This window comes from Aeromonas sp. FDAARGOS 1404 (assembly GCF_019047085.1).
Taxonomy (GTDB): domain Bacteria; phylum Pseudomonadota; class Gammaproteobacteria; order Enterobacterales; family Aeromonadaceae; genus Aeromonas; species Aeromonas veronii.
This window is the reverse complement of record NZ_CP077237.1, coordinates 2,021,798-2,042,500: the sequence shown is the minus strand read 5'-3', so window position 1 is coordinate 2,042,500 and position 20,703 is coordinate 2,021,798. Positions and strand designations below refer to the sequence as shown.

The 20,703-nt window shown below is 61.2% G+C and carries 13 protein-coding genes and 2 rRNA genes (1 of these 15 running past the window's edge); 10 read left to right on the top strand and 5 right to left on the bottom strand.

The features are described from left to right. The 3 genes from I6L34_RS09480 to I6L34_RS09470 form a co-directional block, all read left to right on the top strand. Nucleotides 1–1,277 (top strand): 23S ribosomal RNA (locus I6L34_RS09480) (it extends 1,613 nt beyond the left edge of the window). A 109-nt stretch (nucleotides 1,278–1,386) separates the two neighbouring features. Beyond that, nucleotides 1,387–1,501 (top strand): 5S ribosomal RNA (gene rrf / locus I6L34_RS09475). 377 nt (nucleotides 1,502–1,878) lie between these two features. Further along, complete coding sequence (locus I6L34_RS09470) at nucleotides 1,879–3,831, top strand: ligand-gated channel protein (RefSeq protein WP_058057074.1); 1,953 nt, start codon at nucleotides 1,879–1,881, stop codon at nucleotides 3,829–3,831. A 67-nt stretch (nucleotides 3,832–3,898) separates the two neighbouring features. Here I6L34_RS09470 and I6L34_RS09465 read toward each other — a convergent pair whose 3' ends face one another. The 3 genes from I6L34_RS09465 to I6L34_RS09455 form a co-directional block, all read right to left on the bottom strand. Continuing rightward, entirely contained in the window at nucleotides 3,899–5,287 is a 1,389-nt protein-coding gene (locus I6L34_RS09465) for a transporter substrate-binding domain-containing protein (protein ID WP_075115774.1), read from the bottom strand. Nucleotides 5,288–5,427: 140 nt separating this feature from the next. Continuing rightward, nucleotides 5,428–6,789, bottom strand: a complete 1,362-nt coding sequence (locus I6L34_RS09460) for an ATP-binding protein (RefSeq protein WP_075115775.1) — start codon at nucleotides 6,787–6,789, stop codon at nucleotides 5,428–5,430. Nucleotides 6,790–6,822: 33 nt separating this feature from the next. Next, the gene (locus tag I6L34_RS09455) at nucleotides 6,823–7,545 is read right to left on the bottom strand and encodes a response regulator (RefSeq protein WP_216956683.1); all 723 of its coding nucleotides are present in this window, start codon (nucleotides 7,543–7,545) and stop codon (nucleotides 6,823–6,825) included. Nucleotides 7,546–7,744: 199 nt separating this feature from the next. Between I6L34_RS09455 and I6L34_RS09450 the strand changes: the two genes are divergently transcribed. After that, nucleotides 7,745–8,095, top strand: coding sequence for a hypothetical protein (locus tag I6L34_RS09450; RefSeq protein WP_216956682.1), 351 nt, complete (start codon nucleotides 7,745–7,747; stop codon nucleotides 8,093–8,095). Between the two features lie 178 nt (nucleotides 8,096–8,273). Here I6L34_RS09450 and I6L34_RS09445 read toward each other — a convergent pair whose 3' ends face one another. Both I6L34_RS09445 and I6L34_RS09440 read right to left on the bottom strand, forming a co-directional pair. Then, nucleotides 8,274–8,693, bottom strand: coding sequence for a hypothetical protein (locus tag I6L34_RS09445; protein WP_019446736.1), 420 nt, complete (start codon nucleotides 8,691–8,693; stop codon nucleotides 8,274–8,276). Between the two features lie 99 nt (nucleotides 8,694–8,792). Next, nucleotides 8,793–9,707, bottom strand: a complete 915-nt coding sequence (locus tag I6L34_RS09440; protein WP_159157818.1) for a LysR family transcriptional regulator — start codon at nucleotides 9,705–9,707, stop codon at nucleotides 8,793–8,795. A 258-nt stretch (nucleotides 9,708–9,965) separates the two neighbouring features. Between I6L34_RS09440 and I6L34_RS09435 the strand changes: the two genes are divergently transcribed. From I6L34_RS09435 to recD, 6 genes are all read left to right on the top strand, one after another. Then, nucleotides 9,966–10,298, top strand: coding sequence for a hypothetical protein (locus I6L34_RS09435; RefSeq protein WP_013723379.1), 333 nt, complete (start codon nucleotides 9,966–9,968; stop codon nucleotides 10,296–10,298). 30 nt (nucleotides 10,299–10,328) lie between these two features. Then, the gene (locus I6L34_RS09430; RefSeq protein ID WP_159157817.1) at nucleotides 10,329–11,015 is read left to right on the top strand and encodes a pirin family protein; all 687 of its coding nucleotides are present in this window, start codon (nucleotides 10,329–10,331) and stop codon (nucleotides 11,013–11,015) included. Between the two features lie 39 nt (nucleotides 11,016–11,054). Then, nucleotides 11,055–11,447 (top strand): DoxX family protein, encoded by a 393-nt coding sequence (locus I6L34_RS09425; protein ID WP_159157816.1) that lies wholly within the window; start codon nucleotides 11,055–11,057, stop codon nucleotides 11,445–11,447. Nucleotides 11,448–11,681: 234 nt separating this feature from the next. Beyond that, a complete protein-coding gene (gene recC / locus I6L34_RS09420; RefSeq protein ID WP_216956681.1) occupies nucleotides 11,682–15,035 on the top strand; it encodes an exodeoxyribonuclease V subunit gamma in 3,354 nt (1,117 codons plus the stop codon). Continuing rightward, the gene (gene recB / locus I6L34_RS09415; RefSeq protein WP_216956680.1) at nucleotides 15,035–18,643 is read left to right on the top strand and encodes an exodeoxyribonuclease V subunit beta; all 3,609 of its coding nucleotides are present in this window, start codon (nucleotides 15,035–15,037) and stop codon (nucleotides 18,641–18,643) included. Before recC ends, recB begins: the two co-directional genes overlap by 1 nt. Further along, a complete protein-coding gene (recD, locus tag I6L34_RS09410) occupies nucleotides 18,640–20,703 on the top strand; it encodes an exodeoxyribonuclease V subunit alpha (protein ID WP_216956679.1) in 2,064 nt (687 codons plus the stop codon). Before recB ends, recD begins: the two co-directional genes overlap by 4 nt.

Sequence of the window (20,703 nt, the reverse complement as noted above, 5' to 3'; positions counted from 1 at the left end):
GGTAGAGAATACCAAGGCGCTTGAGAGAACTCGGGTGAAGGAACTAGGCAAAATAGAACCGTAACTTCGGGAGAAGGTTCGCTCCTGACAGTGAAGTCCCTTGCGGATGGAGCAGTTGGGAGTCGCAGTGACCAGATGGCTGGGACTGTTTATCAAAAACACAGCACTCTGCAAACACGAAAGTGGACGTATAGGGTGTGACACCTGCCCGGTGCCGGAAGGTTAATTGATGGGGTTAGCGCAAGCGAAGCTCTTGATCGAAGCCCCGGTAAACGGCGGCCGTAACTATAACGGTCCTAAGGTAGCGAAATTCCTTGTCGGGTAAGTTCCGACCTGCACGAATGGTGTAACCATGGCCATGCTGTCTCCACCCGAGACTCAGTGAAATCGAATTCGCCGTGAAGATGCGGTGTACCCGCGGCTAGACGGAAAGACCCCGTGAACCTTTACTACAGCTTGGCACTGAACATTGAACCTACATGTGTAGGATAGGTGGGAGGCTTTGAAGGCGTGACGCCAGTTGCGCTGGAGCCGTCCTTGAAATACCACCCTTGTATGTTTGATGTTCTAACGCAGGGCCCTGAATCGGGCTCGCGGACAGTGCCTGGTGGGTAGTTTGACTGGGGCGGTCTCCTCCCAAAGAGTAACGGAGGAGCACGAAGGTTGGCTAATCCTGGTCGGACATCAGGAGGTTAGTGCAATGGCATAAGCCAGCTTAACTGCGAGACGGACAGGTCGAGCAGGTACGAAAGTAGGTCATAGTGATCCGGTGGTTCTGAATGGAAGGGCCATCGCTCAACGGATAAAAGGTACTCCGGGGATAACAGGCTGATACCGCCCAAGAGTTCATATCGACGGCGGTGTTTGGCACCTCGATGTCGGCTCATCACATCCTGGGGCTGAAGTCGGTCCCAAGGGTATGGCTGTTCGCCATTTAAAGTGGTACGCGAGCTGGGTTCAGAACGTCGTGAGACAGTTCGGTCCCTATCTGCCGTGGGCGTTGGATGATTGAAGGGAGTTGCTCCTAGTACGAGAGGACCGGAGTGAACGAACCTCTGGTGTTCGGGTTGTCACGCCAGTGGCACTGCCCGGTAGCTAAGTTCGGAATCGATAACCGCTGAAAGCATCTAAGCGGGAAGCGAGCCCTGAGATGAGTCATCCCTGACCCCTTGAGGGTCCTAAAGGGCCGTTGGAGACCACAACGTTGATAGGTGGGGTGTGTAAGCGCAGTGATGTGTTGAGCTAACCCATACTAATTACCCGTGAGGCTTAACCATACAACACCCAAGAAGTGTTCTAAGGCTTGTAACAGATACCAAGCGAACTACTAATTCAGTGATAATGACCTAGTCGTTATTCACGTCAGCTTTCTAGATTAAGAATTTGCCTGGCGGCCATAGCGCCGTGGAACCACCTGATCCCATGCCGAACTCAGAAGTGAAACGCGGTAGCGCCGATGGTAGTGTGGCATTCGCCATGCGAGAGTAGGACACTGCCAGGCATCCAATACAAGGAACCCCGCTCGATGAGTGGGGTTTTTTATTGCCTGTAATCCAGGCGTCTGGTTTGCTGTTATCCGCACTGGTTTGCAGCCTGCTCCTACCAATCCCTTCTATAAGTAAACTAATCATTATAAATCATGATGTTATATAGCATCTGCCTCATGCTTCGCGTTCAAGCGGATTTAACTATAATTACTTAAATGATAATGATTATTGTTTGATTGATCTTGCCCTGGTCGTTACAATCCAGACCGATTAATAAGTTGCGTTTCAAATGAGCATTTATTAATCGCCGTCCCCGGCAGGAGGCCGGGTCTTGTAACGAGTGAAGTAAGGGAATACGCCACTTTCCTACTTGAAACGTTCAGGCCAAATCATGACAACAATACAACCAAGCAAGCTTGCCTTGCTGATCGGTTCTCTTCTTTCTATTCACGCCGTAGCTTCCGAACAGGAAGTGATGGTTGTCACCGCCTCGGGTTTTCAGCAAAAAATCGAGGATTCCGCAGCTTCTATCTCTGTCATTACTCGCGAGCAGCTGGAGAAGCGCGCCTATCGCGATGTGACCGACGCACTGAAGGATGTTCCCGGTGTGGTAGTGACCGGTGGTGGCAGCAGCAGTGATATCAGCATTCGCGGTATGGGCTCGAAATACACCCTGATGCTGGTTGATGGTAAAAAGGTGGATAGCCGTGGTACCCGCCCCAATAGTGATGGACCCGGTATCGAGCAGGGTTGGTTACCGCCGCTACAGGCAATCGAGCGGATTGAGGTCGTCCGCGGGCCCATGTCATCCCGTTATGGTTCAGATGCCATGGGCGGCGTGATTAACGTGATTACCCGCAAGACTACCGGTCTGGCCTGGCAGGGTTCGGTACACGCTGATTCGACCTTCCAGGAGAACAAAGATGCCGGCAACAGCTTCCAGACCGATGCCTATACCGCAGGTTCACTGATCGATGGCGTGTTGGGGCTGCGCTTCAATGGTCAGCTGGCCCATCGTGGCGAGGATAAGTTTACCCAGGGTTTTGCCGAGCAAGAGACTCGCAGTGGCACGGTGGTGCTTAGTTTCAAGCCTGATGACCATAACCGCTTCGATCTGGAAGCCAGTCGCAGCCTACAGGATCGGAATCGCACGGCCGGCAATTCACTGGCTGCCAAGGCGAAAGATAACCTTTATCGCTATGAGCGCACCAACTATGCGCTGACTCATGATGGCCAGTATGATTTCGGCTCTTCCAGCAGCTATCTGCAGCAGGAGACCAACAGCAACCCCGCTCGCAAGATGGAGCTTACCAACACCATCGCCGATACCCATACCCAGTTTATTCTGGGGGATCACTACCTGAGTGTTGGTGGTCAGTACCGCTATGAGGATCTGCACGACCAGGGCAATAACATGAAAGTAGCCAACCCTGCCGAGCAGCTGACCCGCTGGAGTTGGGCGATGTTTGTCGAGGATGAGTGGTCACTTACTGACAGCTTTGCCCTGACAGGGGGCGCACGCATGGATCGGGATCAGAATTACGGCTCTCACTGGAGCCCGCGCCTCTACGGCGTCTGGCATCTGGATGATAGCTGGACCCTGAAAGGGGGCGTATCAACCGGTTACCGCTCCCCTGACTTGCGGATGTCGGCGGCCAACTGGGGCCAGGTCACCGGTGGTGGCAGCCTGGATGGCATGCTTGTCGGTAACCCTGATCTCAAACCCGAGACCAGCGTGAGTGAAGAGATCGGCCTGCTGTGGAACGGTCATCAGGGCTTCAACGCCGGTGTTACCCTGTTCAACACCGACTTCAAGAACAAAATCTCCGAAGTGCGTCGCTGCACCAGCAAGAGCGATCCTGCCTGTACCCTCAATGGTTACAGTTATGATTTTATCAGTGATCGGGTCAACGTCGACAAGGCGAATATGCGCGGTGTCGAGGGGATGATGGATTGGGCCATCAATGAGGACTGGTCGGTCAGCTCCAGCTACACCTTTACCCAGTCCGAGCAGAAGAGTGGTCCACTGGCGGGTCATGCCCTCAACCAGATGCCCCGTCACATGTTCAACGGCAGCGTAGAGTGGCAGACTACCGAGGAGTTCAGCCTCTGGTCACGGGTAAACTTCCGTGGCGAGACCTCCGAGTACCTGAACCGGGTCAAGATGGCGGAGGGGACGCCTTCCTATACCTTCTTTGATATGGGCTTGGTCTACAAGGCCAACAAGCATCTGGATCTGACTGCCGGGGTCTACAACCTCTTCGACAAGACGGTGGATTACAGCAGCTATGGCACTGTGCTGGATGGTCGCCGCTACAACCTGGGCGTGACCTACAACTTCTGATAGGGAACCTGTCATGCGGCCACCATCTTCCGATGGCGGCCGTTTTTATTGCGCGTCCGTCAGGGGACTACGCCTGATAGGCGGCGGCTTGCCAGGTATTGCGCCCCCGTCCCTTGGCCTGATACATGAGGGCGTCAGCCTGCCGCAGTAGCTGCTCGGCATCAGCCTCTCTCTCTGCGGCGACCCAGACAGCCCCGGTGCTGATGGAGAGAGTCACCTCGCCGCTGCTGGTGTGCAGGGTTTGCCGGTTGCTCTCCAGGCAGATACGCTCGGCCCATTGTTCTGTCTCTGCCAGTGTGGCCAGCGGCAGCAGCAGGCAAAACTCTTCGCCGCCGATGCGGGCCAGCAGAGCCTCTTCGGGCAACAGGTTGGTCACAGTCGTGGCCAGCTTTTCCAGCAGCAGATCCCCGATGCCATGACCAAAGCGGTCATTGGTCTCCTTGAAGTGATCCACATCGAACAGCAGCAGAGCACAGGGAGCCCCGCTTGCCAGTCGTTGCTCCATGGCAGGCATGAATGCCCGTCGGTTGAGCAGGCAGGTCAGCGGGTCGGTACTGGCCTGCTTCTCCAGTCTGGCGTTGGCGCGGCTTAACTCGGTGGTACGGCTGGCAACGGCGCGGCGCAATTGCACTATGTAGGCCACCATGATCAATGCACCGGCCAGCAGTAGCCAGGGACCGAGATGGATGGGGTAGACGGTCTCGATATGCATCCATTTGCGGATGATCCGCTCCCGATCACTCTCTTTGAGCTTGGCGAAGCCCTCTTCCAGCCGGTTTAACAGGGCAAGGTCGCCTTTTTTCACCGCAAAGCGGATCTGGTCGGTATAGAGGTGGCGAACCGGAATAAAGCGGGTGGGATCGTCCGAGGTATAGATGTAGAAGTTGGCGACCTGCAGATCGGCGATAAAGGCCTTTATGTCGCCCCGAAAGGCCGCCGCCAGCAGGGTGTCATTGTCATTGAAGGTTTGTAGTCTGGTGCCGGGGAAGTATCGTCTGGCGTAATACTCCTCGTAGCCACCGGCTACCACTCCGACCGTTTCATGGAGCAGGTAGTAGTGGACATCGGTGCCGCGCAATTCGCTCGAGAAGAAGAGCTGGGAGTCGAGCTGGGCGAGAGGCCGGCCATAGTCGAACAGCTTGTCCCGCTCCGGTGACCATAGCAGTCCGGCGTGAACGTCCGCTTTCCCCTCATGGAGCAGGTAGAGGGAGCCTTGCCAGTCGACCAGCCTGAACTCGATCTTCTGGCCGGTGACCCTGGCATATTCACGCCACAAATCGATCAGCAGGCCATCCGGCTGGCCCGACTCATTGATATAGGAGAAGGGCTGCCAGGCTTTGGAGTTGGTAATGATGATCGGCTCTTCCGGGGCTTTGGCCCAGACAGGCAAGGCAAGGGCGAGCAGCAGGAGCCCCCACCCGATACTGACTATGACTCCTGTCCTGGAAGAGGCCATCCTTGCTCCAATCCGTTGCCGTATACCGTCCCGTGGTCATCGATTATCACCGCCTTTCTGATCGAAGAACAAGCGCCCAAATGATGAAGTTTGCATGATGCAAATGGTGCCATGACAAGGCTGGCGGATAGAGTAACTACTTACAGCGGCAGGCTGATCCGCGCCTCCAGTCCCCCCTGTGGCCGATTGAGCAGGGTCAGCTCGCCGCCGTGCTGATGGACCAGAGTGCGGGCGATGGAAAGCCCCAACCCGACACTGCCGGACTCGGTGTTGCGCGCTTCATCGAGTCGCACGAACGGCTTGAACACATCCTCGAGTCGCGCCGGATCGATCCCCGGCCCGTTATCGCAGACCCGGATCAACAGCTCCTCCTTGCGCCGCTCCAGCGACACTTCGGCGCTGCCGGCATATTTGATGGCGTTGCCGATCAGGTTCTGCAGCACTCGGCGCAGGGTGTTGGCCCGGCAGGCGTAGACCTCTTTGCCTTCCGCCAGACAGGTGACCGGCTGGCCGGTATCGGCATAGTCATCGCACAGGCTGACCAGCAGGCTGACCAGATCCAGCTCGCGGGTGGCCTCCTGCTGCCCTTCCTCGCGAGCAAAGCTGAGGGTCGCGGCCAGCATCTGCTCCATCTGTTGCAGGGTCTGCTGGATGCGCTCCTTGTCCTCGCCATCGGCCAGAAACTCGGTGCGCAGCCGCAGGCTGGTGATGGGGGTGCGCAGATCGTGGGAGATGGCCGCCAGCATCCGGGTTCTGTCCTGCACGAAGCGGTCGAGTCGGGTGTGCATCCGGTTGAAGGCCTGAATCGATTCGCGGATCTCGGTCGGCCCCTCCTCTTTCAAGGGCTCGATATCCTCGCCCCGTCCGAGCCGCTCCGCATTGCCTGCCAGCTGCTTGAGCGGGCGGGTGGCGCGACGAAACAGCTGCACCATCAGCCCGATCACCAGACTGGCGACCAGCATCAGGTTGAGGGTGGTCTGCCACGACCAGCTACCCGCCTCCTTGTCGACCAGCGAGCTGAACTGCAGCCAGCCCCCCTGAGGCAGTTCGATGGAGCCGTAGAGCCGCATATCCCGCGGCGGGGGCGGCCCCTTGCGATCCCGCATCATGCGGGCGTGATGCTCCCACGCTTTGCTGCGCTGGTTATCCTCTTTCAGCTCGGCGCTGATCTCGACCGTGAGGCCGAGGGGGTAGTTGAGGCGCGAGCGCACCAGCTGCTCGAAGCGGGGGCTGCGGTTATCCGGTTGCAGCGGTTCGTCGGAGAGGCGCAGCAGCAGAGTCTCGCTGCGGCTCGCCTTGAGGATCTCGTCATAGAGGGACGGGGGGGAGAGGGAGAGCAGCCTGACCACAGAGATGATCCGCTGCATGGCGTTGCGGCTGTTGACGAAGCCGAGCGCCTCCTCCCGATCCGTGCGGTAGATCTGGATGCTGAGCAGCTGGATCAGGATCAAGCCCGCCAGCGCCACCAGAATGATCTGGCCGGTCAGCCCCTTGGGCCACATCCGTGCCCACAGTCGTCGCAAGGTGCCCACTGCTTAAACCTGCGTCACGTCGGCGGAGAACATATAGCCGCCACCCCAGATGGTTTTGATCAGCTCCGGATTCTTGGGATCCCGCTCCAGCTTGCGGCGCAGGCGGCTCACCAGGGTATCGATGGCGCGATCAAAGGCTACCGCCTCGCGGCCACGGGCCAGATCCAGCAGTTGATCCCGGCTCAGCACCCGCTGCGGGCGTTCCAGAAACACCTTGAGAAGATCGAACTCGGCGGTGGAGAGGCTGAGGCCCACTCCATCCTCATCTACCAGCTCCCGGCGATTGACGTCGAGCAGCCAGCGAGCGAAGCGCAGATCCCGGGTCAGGGTCTCGGCGGCGGGTTGGGTCTCTGCCTGGGTGCGGCGCATCACCGCCTTGATGCGCGCCAGCAGCTCGCGCGGATTGAAAGGCTTGGCCAGATAGTCGTCGGCCCCCATCTCCAATCCGATGATGCGGTCGGTCTCTTCCCCCATGGCAGTGAGCATGATGATGGGCAGGTTCGATTTGACCCGCAGCTCGCGGCAGAGGGTCAGGCCATCTTCACCCGGCATCATCAGATCCAGCACCAACAGGTCGAACTCCCGCTCCTCCAGCAGTCGCTTCATCTCCTTGCCATCCCGGGCGCAGCTGACCCGCAGGCCGTGCTGTTCGAGAAAGCGCTTCAAGAGATCGCGGATCTCGCTGTGGTCGTCGACCACCAGAATGTGGGTGTTGCCCTGGTTCATGAATACCTCCCCTGCTTGGCGTTGGCACGAGTATACGAAAATCCGCCCGGCGGTTTGTGTCAAAGTGTGCCAGATCCGCACGATGCCACACTCTGCTACAAAAAAGGGTGATGCTGGCAAAGTTCAGACACCGATAGGGTGTTTACTTGAGGGCAAGGCAAGAGCGCCGAACCAGAATCATCCCTACAGGAGATAGACCATGAAAAAGCTGACCAAAACCCTGCTGACCGCCACCCTGATCCTTGGCCTGCCGCTGGGTGCCTATGCTGCCAGTGAAGCGGCCCCCACTGGCCAGCCCGGTGCCATGGTGGATTGCCCGATGGACGGTGGTGGCATGATGGGTGGCAAACACCACAGTGGTCGCCACGACAAGATGGCCCGCATGCAGAACATGACCCCGGAGCAGATCCAGGCCAACCTGCAGCAACGTTATGACCGCATTGAAGATCCGGCCAAGAAGGCGGAGTTCATCAAGAAGCTCAACGAGCGTGCCGCCGGCATGACCAAGCACGCTGAAGCGATGAAGCAGTTCGCCGAAGCGAACCAGTAACAGCGCCAGCTGTTATCAACCCAAGGGTGGCCGATGCCACCCTTTTTGTGCTTACTGCGTTGAGCAGCAGATTGGCTGAACGCTGGTGATTGCCAATAAAAGAGGGGGAGCCTGATGCTCCCCCTCTTGCTATCTGTGCCGATGCGGGTGTTCAGCCCACTCCACCGGACGAGCGAACTTAGCCCTGAGCCTTGTCGGTCAGCTCTACTTTCTTGACGGTTTCGCCTTCGAACTTGATGACCACGTTTTTCTTGGCGGCGTCGGTATCTTTCAGCAGGGTTGTGGTTGTCTCTGCCAGCAGCGGAGAAGCCTTCTTCAGGGCATCCAGATCATAGGTCCACACTTCCAGACCGGATTCAGTCTTGGTGGTGGCAGGAGCGCCCAGCTTCTCTTTGACTGCCTGCTTGTTGGAGCCGCCTTCCTTGATATCCAGTGCCTTCTTGATGGCTTCGTTGGATGCGCTGTCCATGGCACCGGATACGGCAGTGCTGGCCGCATCCTTGACGCTGCTGGTGACGCTGTCGGTCAGCGAATCCATCAGGCCGGCATTGGCAAACAGGGGCAGGGTGGTGAGGGCAACCAGCAAACTCTTTTTCATTTTCTACAGCTTCCATGGGTTCAATGAGGCGGCTATGAAATCAGCAAAGATATTGGGCGTCAAGTGAGGCATGCAATTAACATTTCTGTTAACTGGATCTCATTTCTCACCAGTCGCAAACAGTTTTGGTATCTCCCGCACCAGCCAGCTTTTGGCCTTGCCCATGGTGTCTCGCCGCCAGGCCAGCACGACCTGCAGCTGATGGCGATATTCGGGGCTGATCACCTTAAGCCGTCCGGCTCGGATGTCCTCCTCAATCCAGCTCTGTGGCATGGTGCCGACCCCGATCCCTGCCAGCAGGGCATCCCGTTTCTCCGTCATGGTGCTGACAGTGAGGCGCGGCTGCTTGTCCAGCAGGCGGTAGGTGAGCACCGGTTTGCGCAGGGCTGTGTCGGCCACCGCGATGGCGCGGTAGCGGCGCAGGGTCTCGTCGGCCAGAGGTTCGGGCTCCTGATGCAGCGGATGATCGGGATGGGCGACGTAGAGCATCACCTCTTCCTTGATCACCTGATGCTTGATGCCGGTCATCATGATGTCCGGGTTGATGGAGGAGATCAGCAGGTCGGCACGACCATCTTCCAGACACTCCCAGCTACCCGCCAGCACCTCGGCCCGCAGCCGCAGTCGGGTATCGGTCTGCTCGGCCAGTTTCTCCACCAAGGGGTAGAGGGCCTGCACCGGGACCAGCGCATCGACGGCGACTGTGATGTCGGTCTCCCAGCCACGGGCCAATGCCCGGGTCTCGCCTACCAGATGCTCGGCTGCCTCCAGCAGCACCCGGCCGCGCTCCAGCAGCATGCGCCCCGCCGGGGTGAACTTGGTGCGGTGGCCGCTGCGGTCAAACAGCATGGCATCCAGTTCGTCTTCCAGCTTCTGCACCGTATAGCTCAATGCCGAGGGCACCTTGCCCAGCTCGTCGGCCGCCGCCGCAAAGCTGCCGCGGCGGTCGATGGCATCCAGCACCCGGATTGCCTCCAGGGTCAGCGCCCGCTCCTTGTTCGATTCCTTGGCCATTCCTCACCTTCAATTTTTTTGAATATGTTTGCCAGTTTATCTCGCTAACAAGTTAGGTCATGTCACTTTAATATTCAATCAACGCTTAGGCAGGAACGTCGAGCGGCCAAATATGCGGGTAGTTCCGCACTGTGACACACCAAATCGGTCTGTCTGATGTCGGTGAAAGAACAACACACTATTTGAATAACCTCTTGCATGGATGCATTGATTCTGGCCGAAAAGGCCTTGGCAATGACATATAAAACAAGAGAGTGAATGAACATGAAAAACGTAATCAAGATGCTGGCCGTTGCAGGCCTGATGACCACTGGTTTCGCCCAAGCTTCCGTACCGGCTGACTTCAATGCCATGCCCGGCGTGCTGTTTGTGAACTGGAACGCCACTGCCGCAATGGATGGCAAAGCCAATCCGATGCTGGAAGTGCGTGACGAGTCTGGTGATCTGCTGGCATCAGTCCACGCCAACCTGACTGGCACCCAGCAGGTGCGGATCCCGAGCCGTACCCAGGGCAACCTGACCGTCAGCTTGGCTGACCAGAGCAGCGAATACCGTATTCCGTTCGGCATCGGTAGCGGCAAACAGCGTTAATCAACCGTCCCGGTAGGTGAGGAGCAGACCATGATGCAATTGAGAGCCGCAGAAGCGCGGGGCAAGGCCAACTTTGGCTGGCTGGACGCGCGCCACAGTTTCTCCTTCGGTCACTACTATGACCCGGAGTGGATGGGGCACTCGGTACTGCGGGTGATCAATCAGGATCTGGTTGCGCCGGGTGGCGGATTCGCCACCCACCCTCACGCCAATATGGAGATCCTCACCTGCGTGCTGCAAGGCACCATAGAGCACAAGGACAGCCTCGGCCATGCCGAGCAGATCCCGGCAGGGGATTTCCAGCTGATGAGCGCAGGCAGCGGGATCCGCCACAGCGAGTACAACCCCTCGCAGACGGATCCTCTCTCCCTGTTGCAGATCTGGATCGAGCCGAACGAGTTCGGCACGCCACCCGGGTATCAGCAGAAGAAGATCGAGTCCAGACCGGGCATGACGCTGGTGGCGTCACCGGATGGCGAGGCGGGATCGCTGCGGATCCGCCAACAGGCCCGCGTATGGCGGCTGGAACTGGCCCCGGGCGAGACGCTCGAATGGGCACTGGCTGGCCGACACGGTTACCTGCAGATGATTTCAGGGGAGTTGACCGCCAACGGTCTGGCTGCCCGACCCGGCGACGGGGTGCTCAGTCGTGATGAATACCGGTGGGAGCTGGTTGCGACCTGTGCCAGCCAAGCTCTGTTATTTGACCTACCCTGAAGCAGTCAGCGGTGATGTGACACAAACGAGGAATATGAAATGGACAAGATGAAAGATGTAGCGCTGCTGGCGGGTCGTGTACTGCTGGCGCTGATGTTCGTAATGGCGGGCTGGAGCAAGATCGGTGGCTACGCCGGTACTCAGGGCTATATGGAAGCGATGGGCGTGCCGGGCTTTATGTTGCCGCTGGTGATCCTGCTTGAGCTGGGTGGTGGCCTTGCCGTCGTGTTCGGTCTCTTTACCCGCAGCCTCTCCGTGCTGCTGGCCGGTTTCACCCTGATGGCTGCCTTTATTTTCCACTACCAGCCTGCCGAACAGATGCAGATGCTGATGTTTATGAAGAACGTCTCAGTGGCCGGTGGTTTCCTGGCGCTGGCGGCGGCCGGAGCAGGGGCTTTCAGTGTGGATGCCCGTCTCGGCAAAAACTGGTAATGCCCTGAAGAGTCAAGTTTTCCAATGCCTTTTGGCCGGTGCAACAGCACCGGCTTTTTTCTGTCTGCGAGATAGTGCTGCACAAATCTGCGGCGCCCCTCATGGTTCCGCCTGCTGGCCACAAGTGCCTTTTGCATCTTATCCCCCGATCCCTGACAATTCCCTCTCTTGTGAAGTGACGGAAATGGCTCGCCTTTTCCCTCGCCCCCTCTCATCCACAGGCGGGAATTGCTCATGTTTACCCTCTACCACTCCAATCAGCTGGATCTGCTCAAAGAGCTGCTGGTGAGCCGCATCCGGCAGGCCCCTCTCTCTCACCCCTTCGATCGGGAGCAGATCCTGGTGCAGAGCCCGGGCATGGCCCAGTGGCTCAAGCTGGAGCTGGCCAAAGCCTTCGGCATCGCCGCCAATATCGACTTTCCGCTGCCCGCCAGCTTTATCTGGGAGATGTTCACCCGGGGGCTGGCAGATGTGCCGCGCCAGAGCCCCTACAACAAGGGATCCATGAGCTGGCAGCTGATGACCATTCTGCCTGCCTTGCTGGATCGTCCTGCTTTTGCCCCGCTCGCCGCCTATCTGGGTGGGGGAGATGAGGAAGCGCCTGCCAGGGATCCTGAGCAAGTTCGGTTGTGGCAGCTCTGCCAGAAGGTGGCGGATCTCTTTGACCAGTATCTGGTCTATCGGCCGGACTGGATCGCCCGTTGGGAAGAGGGGGAAGGATTGAGTCAGGAGCTGGCCGGGGTGAGCGGTCAGGACTGGCAGCCCGAACTGTGGCGCGAGTTGGTGGCTCGCACGCTGGCGCTCTCTCCAAGCGGTTACCACCGCGCCAATCTCTACGAGGAGTTTATCCACGAGCTGGAGCGTACCGCCGATCTGCCGGGCAAGCTGCCGCAGCGGGTCTTTGTGTTCGGCATCTCGGCGCTGCCGCCGCGCTATGTGGAGGCGCTGCTGGCCCTCGGCAGCCGGCCGGAGGTAGAGGTACACCTGTTCGTCACCAACCCCTGCCGCTACTACTGGGGGGATCTGCTGGATCGCAAGACGTTGGCGCGCCTCGAAAACAAGCTCAAACCCGGCACCGATATCGAGACATTGCAAGGCCCCGCTAACCCGCTGCTCGCCTCCATGGGCAAGCTGGGACGCGACTACCTGCATCAGCTGATGGAGCTGGAGGTGCCGCAAATCGAGGCCTTCGTCGATATCGACGAAGTGGATGGCAAGGGCAATATCAAGCTGCTGCATGCCATCCAGAAGGATGTGCTGGAGCTGGCCGAACGAGGCGCCGGTCAGTTCGATCTCGACAGCAGCCATCACAAGAGCCCCATAGATCCGGCGGATGGATCCTTGCAGATCCACGCCTGCCACGGCCCGATGCGCGAACTCGAGGTGCTGCACGACCGGCTGCTGGCGCTGTTCGAGCAGGATCCCGCCCTCACCCCGAAAGATGTGGTGGTGATGATGCCGGATGTGAACAGCTACGGCCCCTACATTCAGGCGGTGTTTGGCGCGCGCGGCCAGATCCCGTTTGCGGTCTCGGATCGGGCGGCGAGTCAGGAGAGCCCGCTGCTGCAAAGCTTCCTCGCCCTGCTCAGGCTGCCCAACGCTCGCTTCGGGGCGGGGGAGCTGCTCGCCATTCTCGAGGTGCCCGCCGTGCTGCGCCGTTTCGAGCTGGATGACGACGAGTTCAACCAGCTGCGGGTCTGGGTGCAGGAGACCGGCATCCGCTGGGGGCTGGATGACGGCTACCCCGTCCGTTTCGCTCTGCCGCCCATGTCCGGCAACAGCTGGCTGTTCGGCCTGCGCCGCATGCTGCTCGGCTTCGCCATGGGGGATGGCGAGCCGGTGGCGGGCATTCTGCCCTATGCCGATATCGAGGGGCAGCAGGGGCTGGCGCTCGGCAAGCTCGCCTGGTTTGTCGACTCGCTGGCCGAGTTTTTGCCCCGGCTGCAACAGGCGCAGCCGCTGGCGGAGTGGAACGCTTGCCTGCTGGCATTGCTGGAGCGCTTCTATCTGGCCGACGAGGATGAAGAACGTCAGCTCCAGCTCATTCGCAGCCAGCTGGCCGAGTGGCAGACCCGGCTCGGCGAAGCCCGTTTCGAGCAGTCCATCACCGCCGATCTGCTGCAGGATTACCTCGGCAGCGTGCTGGGGGAGTCCCGCTCCAGCCAGCGCTTCCTTGCCGGTCAGGTCAACTTCTGCACCCTGATGCCGATGCGTTCCATCCCCTTCAAACAGGTCTGCCTGCTCGGCATGAACGATGGCGTCTACCCGCGCACCCTGGCTCCCATGGGGTTCGACTTGATGGCGGTGGCGTCGCGGCGCGGGGATCGCTCCCGACGTGATGATGACCGCTACCTGTTCCTCGAGGCACTGCTGAGCGCCCAGCAGGGGCTCTATATCAGTTATCAGGGTTTCAGCGCGCAGGACAACGGCGACAAGGTGCCATCGGTGCTGCTGGCGGAGCTGATCGACTATGTGCGGCAGGGCTTTGTGCTGGCGGGGGATGAGGATCTCGACGACGAAACCTCCGGCAAGCGGCTGCTCAACCACCTGATGGTGGCGCACCCGCTCACCCCCTACAGCCGCAACTACTTCTATCCGGAGGCGGGTTCGCGCCTCTTTACCTATGCCGCCGACTGGTTGCCTGCCCTCAATCCGGTGCGCGGCGCGGCCAACTTCCAGAGCGGCGAGCTGCCGCTGCCCCCCGAATGGGGCAAGGAGCAGGGGCTGGAGCTGGCGGAGCTGCTGCGCTTCTATCGCCAGCCCACCAAATATTTCCTCAATCGCCGCCTCAAGGTGTGGTTTGAGTTGAACGAAGCCAACATCGAGGACAGCGAGCCGTTCGAGCTGGATGGCCTGCAACATTATCAGCTGAAAGATCTGCTGCTCGATGCCCATCTGGCGGAAGGGGATAGCACCGAGCGGCGCGAGCGGTTGCAGCTCACCGGCCTGTTGCCGCAAGGGTGGTTCGGCAGCTTGCTGCTGGACGATCTGGATGCCGAGATGGGCAAGCTGGCGGATCGGCTGCGGCCATGGGTTGCGGCCAATGAGGCAGAAAAACAGGCGGTGGAGATCGATATCTCCCTCACTCAGGGCCAGCTGCAAGGGTGGATCGACACCCAGAAAGGGCGCTTGCTGGTGGTCAAACCCGGCAGCTTCAACGGCAAGGATCTGCTGCTGGGCTGGATCCAGCACCTCTGCCTCTCATTGAGCGGCGCCCCCGGCGACACCCTGCTGTTCGATGCCAAACAGAGTCTGCGACTGCCCAAGCTCTCGGCCGACGAGGCGCGGCCCAAGCTGGCGGCGCTGGTGGCGTGCTGGGCGCAGGGGATGAAGCGGCCGCTGCCCTTCTTCCCCAACACCGCCTGGGATTGGCTCAAGACGATCGAGAAGGATCCCGACAAGCCGGAGGCGGCCGACAAGGCGGCCCTCACCCGTTTCAACGGCGGCTGGATGATCAATGGGGAGGGGCAAGACGTTTACGTCGCCCGCTGCTTCCCCGAACTCGATGACGAGGTGCTTGGTCAGTTGCAGGCGCTGGCCCGCGAACACCTGACCCCGCTGCTCAAGACCCTGGAGGAGCTGAAATAATGGCTAACCCGCTCAATACCCTGCGTTTTCCCCTCCATGGTGAACGACTGATCGAAGCCTCCGCCGGTACCGGCAAGACCTACACCATCGCTGGTCTCTACCTGCGCCTGCTGCTGGGCCACGGCCCGCTCATCGAAGAGGGCGCCGATGTCGGTCAGCCGAGCGCCCACGAGCGGCCACTCTCGGTGACCGAGATTCTGGTGGTGACCTTTACCGAAGCGGCCACCGCCGAGCTGCGCGGGCGGATCCGCGGGCGCATCCACGAGGCGCGCCTCGCCTTTATGCGCGGCCATAGCAGTGATGCCCTGCTGGCCCAGCTGCTGGACGAGGTGGAGGATCACGAGCTGGCGGCCCGCCGCCTGCTGGCTGCCGAGCGGCAGATGGACGAAGCGGCGGTCTTTACCATCCACGGTTTCTGCCAGCGGATGCTCAAGCAGAACGCCTTCGAGTCCGGCGCCCTCTTTGAAACCGAATTTCTTACCGACGATAGCCAGCTCAGGCTGCAGGCGGTGAGCGACTACTGGCGCGCCGAGTTCTATCCGGTGGATAAAGCCCTCGCCAGCGCGGTGCGCGCGCTCTGGCCGAGCCCCGCAGCCCTGCTGCGGGAGATGGGCAGCTGGCTCGACAACAGCGAGCTGGAGATCCACCCCGCGCTGGGTGACGAGACTCTGGCCGCCCGCCATCAGGCGGCTATGAGTCGCATCGCGGCAGTGAAAAGCGAATGGCTGGCGCAGACGGACGAGATCCGCCGCCAGACCGACGGCCAGATCAGCCGCTACACCGGCAAGAACTACGAAGGGTGGCTTGCCAAGATAGCCGACTGGGCACAGGACGAGAGCAGTGGCTACGCCATCCCCAAGGAGCTGGAGCGCTTTGGCCAGACGGTGCTGGAGGAGAACCTCAAGAAGGGAGGGGCAGTGCCGACCCTGCCGCTGTTCAGCCAGATAGACGAGCTGCTGGCGAGCCGCCCCGGTATTCGGGACCTTATCCTGCAACGGGCGGCCAAGGTGGTGCGCAGCCGGATGCAGGCCAGCAAGCGGCAGGCCCATCAGCTCTCGTTCGATGACTTGCTCAAAGACCTCGACGGGGCGCTCGGTTCCAGCCTTGGCGAGCGGCTCTGCGAGCGCATTCGCGCCACCTACCGGGTGGCAATGATCGACGAATTTCAGGATACCGATCCCCAGCAGTACCGCATCTTCCATCGTCTTTACGGCGGCCACACAGACACGGCGCTGTTGATGATCGGTGACCCCAAGCAGGCCATCTACGGCTTTCGCGGCGCCGACATCTTTACCTACATTCAGGCGCGGCGAAATGTGAGCGCCCACTACACCCTCGGGCGCAACTGGCGCTCCAGCAGTGCGCTGGTGGGGGCGGTCAACGGCCTGTTCGAGCGGGCGAAAGATCCCTTTATCTACGAGGCGGATATCCCCTTCCTGCCGGTGGAGGCGCAGGGCAAGAGCAAGGCGCTGCTGCTCGATGGCACCACCGCGCCCGTGCTCCAGTGCTGGCAGCTGACCGGCCAGCCCACCTTCAACCGGGGGGATTACCAGAGCAAGATGGCCCGCGCCACCGCCGCCGAGATCCACCGCCTGCTGACCCTCGCTCGTGAGGGTAAGGCGCTGATCGGTGACAAGGCGGTGAAGGCCGGGGATATCGCCGTGCTGGTGCGAACCGGAGCCGAGGGCAAGCTGGTGCAGCAGGAATTGGCGCGCCTCGCCATCGCCTCCGTCTATCTGTCGAATCGCGAGAGCGTGCTGGAGCAGGTGGAGGCGCGGGAGATCCTGCTGATTTTGCACGCCTGCCAGAACCCGAGCGAAGAGCGCAGCCTGCGGGCGGCGCTCGCCACCGGCCTGTTTGATCTCGACGCCAAGGCGCTCGATGGGCTGGCCAGCGACGAGCGGGCGTGGGAGAGTGCAGTGCAGGAGTTTATGGAGTACCGCAAGATCTGGCATCGCCGTGGCGTGCTGGCGATGCTGCGGGCCCTGCTGCACCGGCGCAATCTTGCCTCTTCGCTTTTGGCGAGCCCCTATGGCGAGCGGCGGCTGACCAACTTCCTCCATCTTGGCGAGCTGCTGCAACAGGTGAGCAGCGAGCTGGACGGGGAGTACGCCCTGCTGCGCTGGTTGGGGGAGGCGGTGAGCCGCCCCAACGGGCAGGATGCGGAGCAGGTACTGCGCCTCGAATCCGAGCGGAAATTGGTGCAGATCGTCACCATCCACAAATCCAAGGGGCTGGAGTACCCGCTGGTGTTCCTGCCCTTTATCTGCAGCCACAGAACCGCCGAGACCCCGCTCTATCACGAGGCGGACGAGGCGGGCAATCGCACCATTCTCGATCTGACCGGCGCCGAGGGCTCTCTGGCGGAAGCTGACAAGGAGCGCCTCGCCGAAGATTTGCGGCTGCTCTATGTGGCGCTGACCCGGGGCGTTTACGCCACCTGGCTGGGGCTGGCGCCGGTGCGGGCGGGGGCGGGCAAGTCGGAGAAGACCGACCTGCACCACACCGCCATCGGCTACCTGCTGCAAAAGGGCGAAGAGGGGGATGCGCAGACGCTGGCGACCGCCCTGACCGAGCTGTCACAGGCGCTGCCCGGGGTAGCCGTCGGTGAGCCCTCGCTCACCCGTCCGGCCCCGCTGCCGCCAGAGGAGGAGCAGCTGGGCGAGCCGCAGGTGCGTCACTTTAGCGGTTCACTTGAGCGGGACTGGTGGATCAGCTCCTACTCCGGGCTGGCGGCGCAGGGCCACGGTCACAGCAAGGGTGTCTTGGCCAACCCCGGCTTCGATGACGAGGTAGTGACCGAGGCGGCTGCGCTGGCTTCCGAGCAACCGGACGAGGCGCCCCAGCCCTCCATCTTCACCTTCCCGAAAGGGGCACGCCCCGGCACCCTGCTGCACAGCCTGTTCGAGACCATCGACTTTCAAAGCGCCGCTGGCGAGCCGCTGGCGCAGCATATCGCCACCCTGCTGGCACAGGATGGCTTCGAGGAGAGCTGGGCCCCCGTGCTGCAACAGCAGGTGGAGGCGGTGCTGGATACCCCGCTCGATACTGGCTTTGGCGAACCGGTGCGGCTGCGGGACTTGAGTGCCGAGCGCAAACAGGTGGAGCTGGAGTTCTTCCTGCCCATGGGGCGGGTGACGGCACCGGCGCTGACCGCCCTCTGCCAGCAGCACGACCCGCTGTCACGCGGCAACAAGCCGCTCAGCTTTGCCACCGTGCAGGGGATGCTCAAGGGCTTTATCGATCTGGTGTTCGAGTGGCAGGGACGCTGGTATCTGCTCGACTACAAATCGAACCACCTCGGCATGAGCCCCGCCGATTACAGCCGTCCGGCGCTGGAGCGGGCGATGGCGGAGCACCGCTACGACCTGCAATACCAGCTCTACTCGCTGGCGCTGCACCGGCTGCTCACCCTGCGCCTGCCGGGCTACGACTTCGAGCAGCACTTTGGCGGGGTCTTCTATCTGTTCCTGCGCGGCATGCCGCAGGGGGGCATTTTCCATACCCGTCCGAGCCGTGAACTGGTGCTGGGGCTGGATGAGTTGTTTAGAAATGGTGATCGCTCAGGCGGTGTTTCATCAGCAGAATTAAACGAGGTGGAGGCATGAGCGGCACCATGATCAGCACCGCAGCCAGCACAATGATGGTTGAACGGTTGAAAACACTGGCGCTGGCTGGCCGCATCCGCCAGCTGGATCTGCAATTTGCCCGGTTGGTGGCAGACCTTGGCGGCAGTCCCGAGCTGGTGCTGGGGGCGGCGCTCACCTGCTTCGAGCTGGGGCGTGGCCATGTCTGTTTGCCGCTTGAAATGTTGACTGCCGGATCCCTGCGGCCGTTCGGGCTGGATCCCCAGCAGAGCCGGGATCTGTTGGCTGATCTGGCGGATCCTGCCCGCTGGCCCGCCCTGTTTGCAGAGAGTCCCCTGGTGGGTACCGAACAGGATGAGGGGCTTGCTCCGCGCTGGCCGCTGCGGCTGTGGCACGGGCGGCTCTACCTCACCCGCTACCACGATTTTGAACTGGGGGTAGCCCGCCATCTGCGCGCTTTGAGCGAGCGCGCCGAATGGCCGGAGATTGCTCCCGCCCTGTCGCGGCTGTTTGCCCGCGACTACGGGTTGGTGTTCGCGGCGCTGCTCAAGGCCCGCCTCACCCCCGACTTCTCGGCCCGCCACTTTATCGAGAAGTATCTGGATCTGGTGTTCCCGAACGAGGTGGATTGGCCCGCCATCGAGGAGCTGCTCGCCAGTGCCCAGGCGGCGAGCGACCTGAGCAAACTGGATGCGCTGGTGCCTGAGGCGCTCTGCTGCAACGGCCAGAAGTTGGCGGCGGCCACCGCGGCGGCGCGCCCCTTTGCGGTGATCTCCGGCGGCCCCGGCACCGGCAAGACCACGACTGTGGCCAAACTGCTCGCCATTCTGGTGGAGACCGGCCTGCAAGCGGGCAAGGCCCCGGCGATCCGGCTGGTGGCCCCCACCGGCAAGGCGGCGGCGCGCCTCACCGAGAGTATCGGTTCTGCCCTGCAGGCCCTCGATCTGCCCCCCGAGTGGGTCGAAGCGATCCCCACCGAAGCGGGCACCCTGCACCGGCTGCTCGGGGTCATTCCGGGGCGCAGCCAGTTCCGCCACCACAAAGGCAACCCGCTGCACCTCGACTTGCTGGTGGTGGATGAGGCCTCCATGGTCGATTTGCCGATGATGGCGCGCCTGCTCGATGCGCTGCCGAGCCACGCCCGCCTGATCCTGCTCGGCGACAAGGATCAGCTCGCCTCGGTGGAGGCGGGGGCCGTGCTCGGCGATATCTGCAGCTTTATCGAACAGGGCATCAGCCCGGCGCAGGCGGATTGGCTCTCCCGCCAGACCGGCTACCGCCTGCAGGGCACGCCAGCAGGGGCACCGGTGCGCGACAGCCTCTGTTTGCTGGCCAAGAGCTGGCGCTTTGATCAGCACTCCGGCATCGGTCAGCTGGCGCGCGCCTGCAACAGCGGCGATGCCACGGCGGTGGAAGCTGTCTGGGGCATGGGCTTTAGCGATATCAACCTGCACCCCTGGGCGGGGGAGGCCTACGACGCCCTGATTTCACAGGGGGTGGCCGGTTACGGCAGCTATCTGAAGGCGGCCCGCGCGGGGGAGGCGCCCGCCGCCGTGTTCAAGGCATTCAACAGCTTCCAGATCCTCTGCGCCCTGCGCGATGGCCCGTTTGGCGTGCTGGGACTTAACGAGCGGCTCGAACTGGCCCTGTCACGGGCTGGCCTGATTGGCCGTGATGGCGACTGGTATGCCGGTCGCCCGGTGATGGTGGTGCGAAACGACCACGGGGTTGGCCTCTACAACGGTGATATGGGGCTCTGCCTGCCCGATGAAACTGGGCGGCTTAAGGTCTGGTTTGAGCAGCCGGACGGTACCCTGCGTGCCCTGTTGCCCAGCCGGCTGCCGCCCCACGAGACTGTCTACGCCATGACCATTCACAAATCCCAAGGGTCGGAGTTTGCCCATACCGTACTGGTGCTGCCCGACAGCCCCAGCCCGCTGCTGACCCGCGAGCTGGTCTATACCGGCATCACCCGCGCCAAGGCGAAACTCGATCTCTACGGCGATCGCGCCCTGCTGGCACAGGCAGTACGGAAAAAGACCGAGCGTTATTCCGGATTGGCGGAGAGGTTGGGGGAGTGA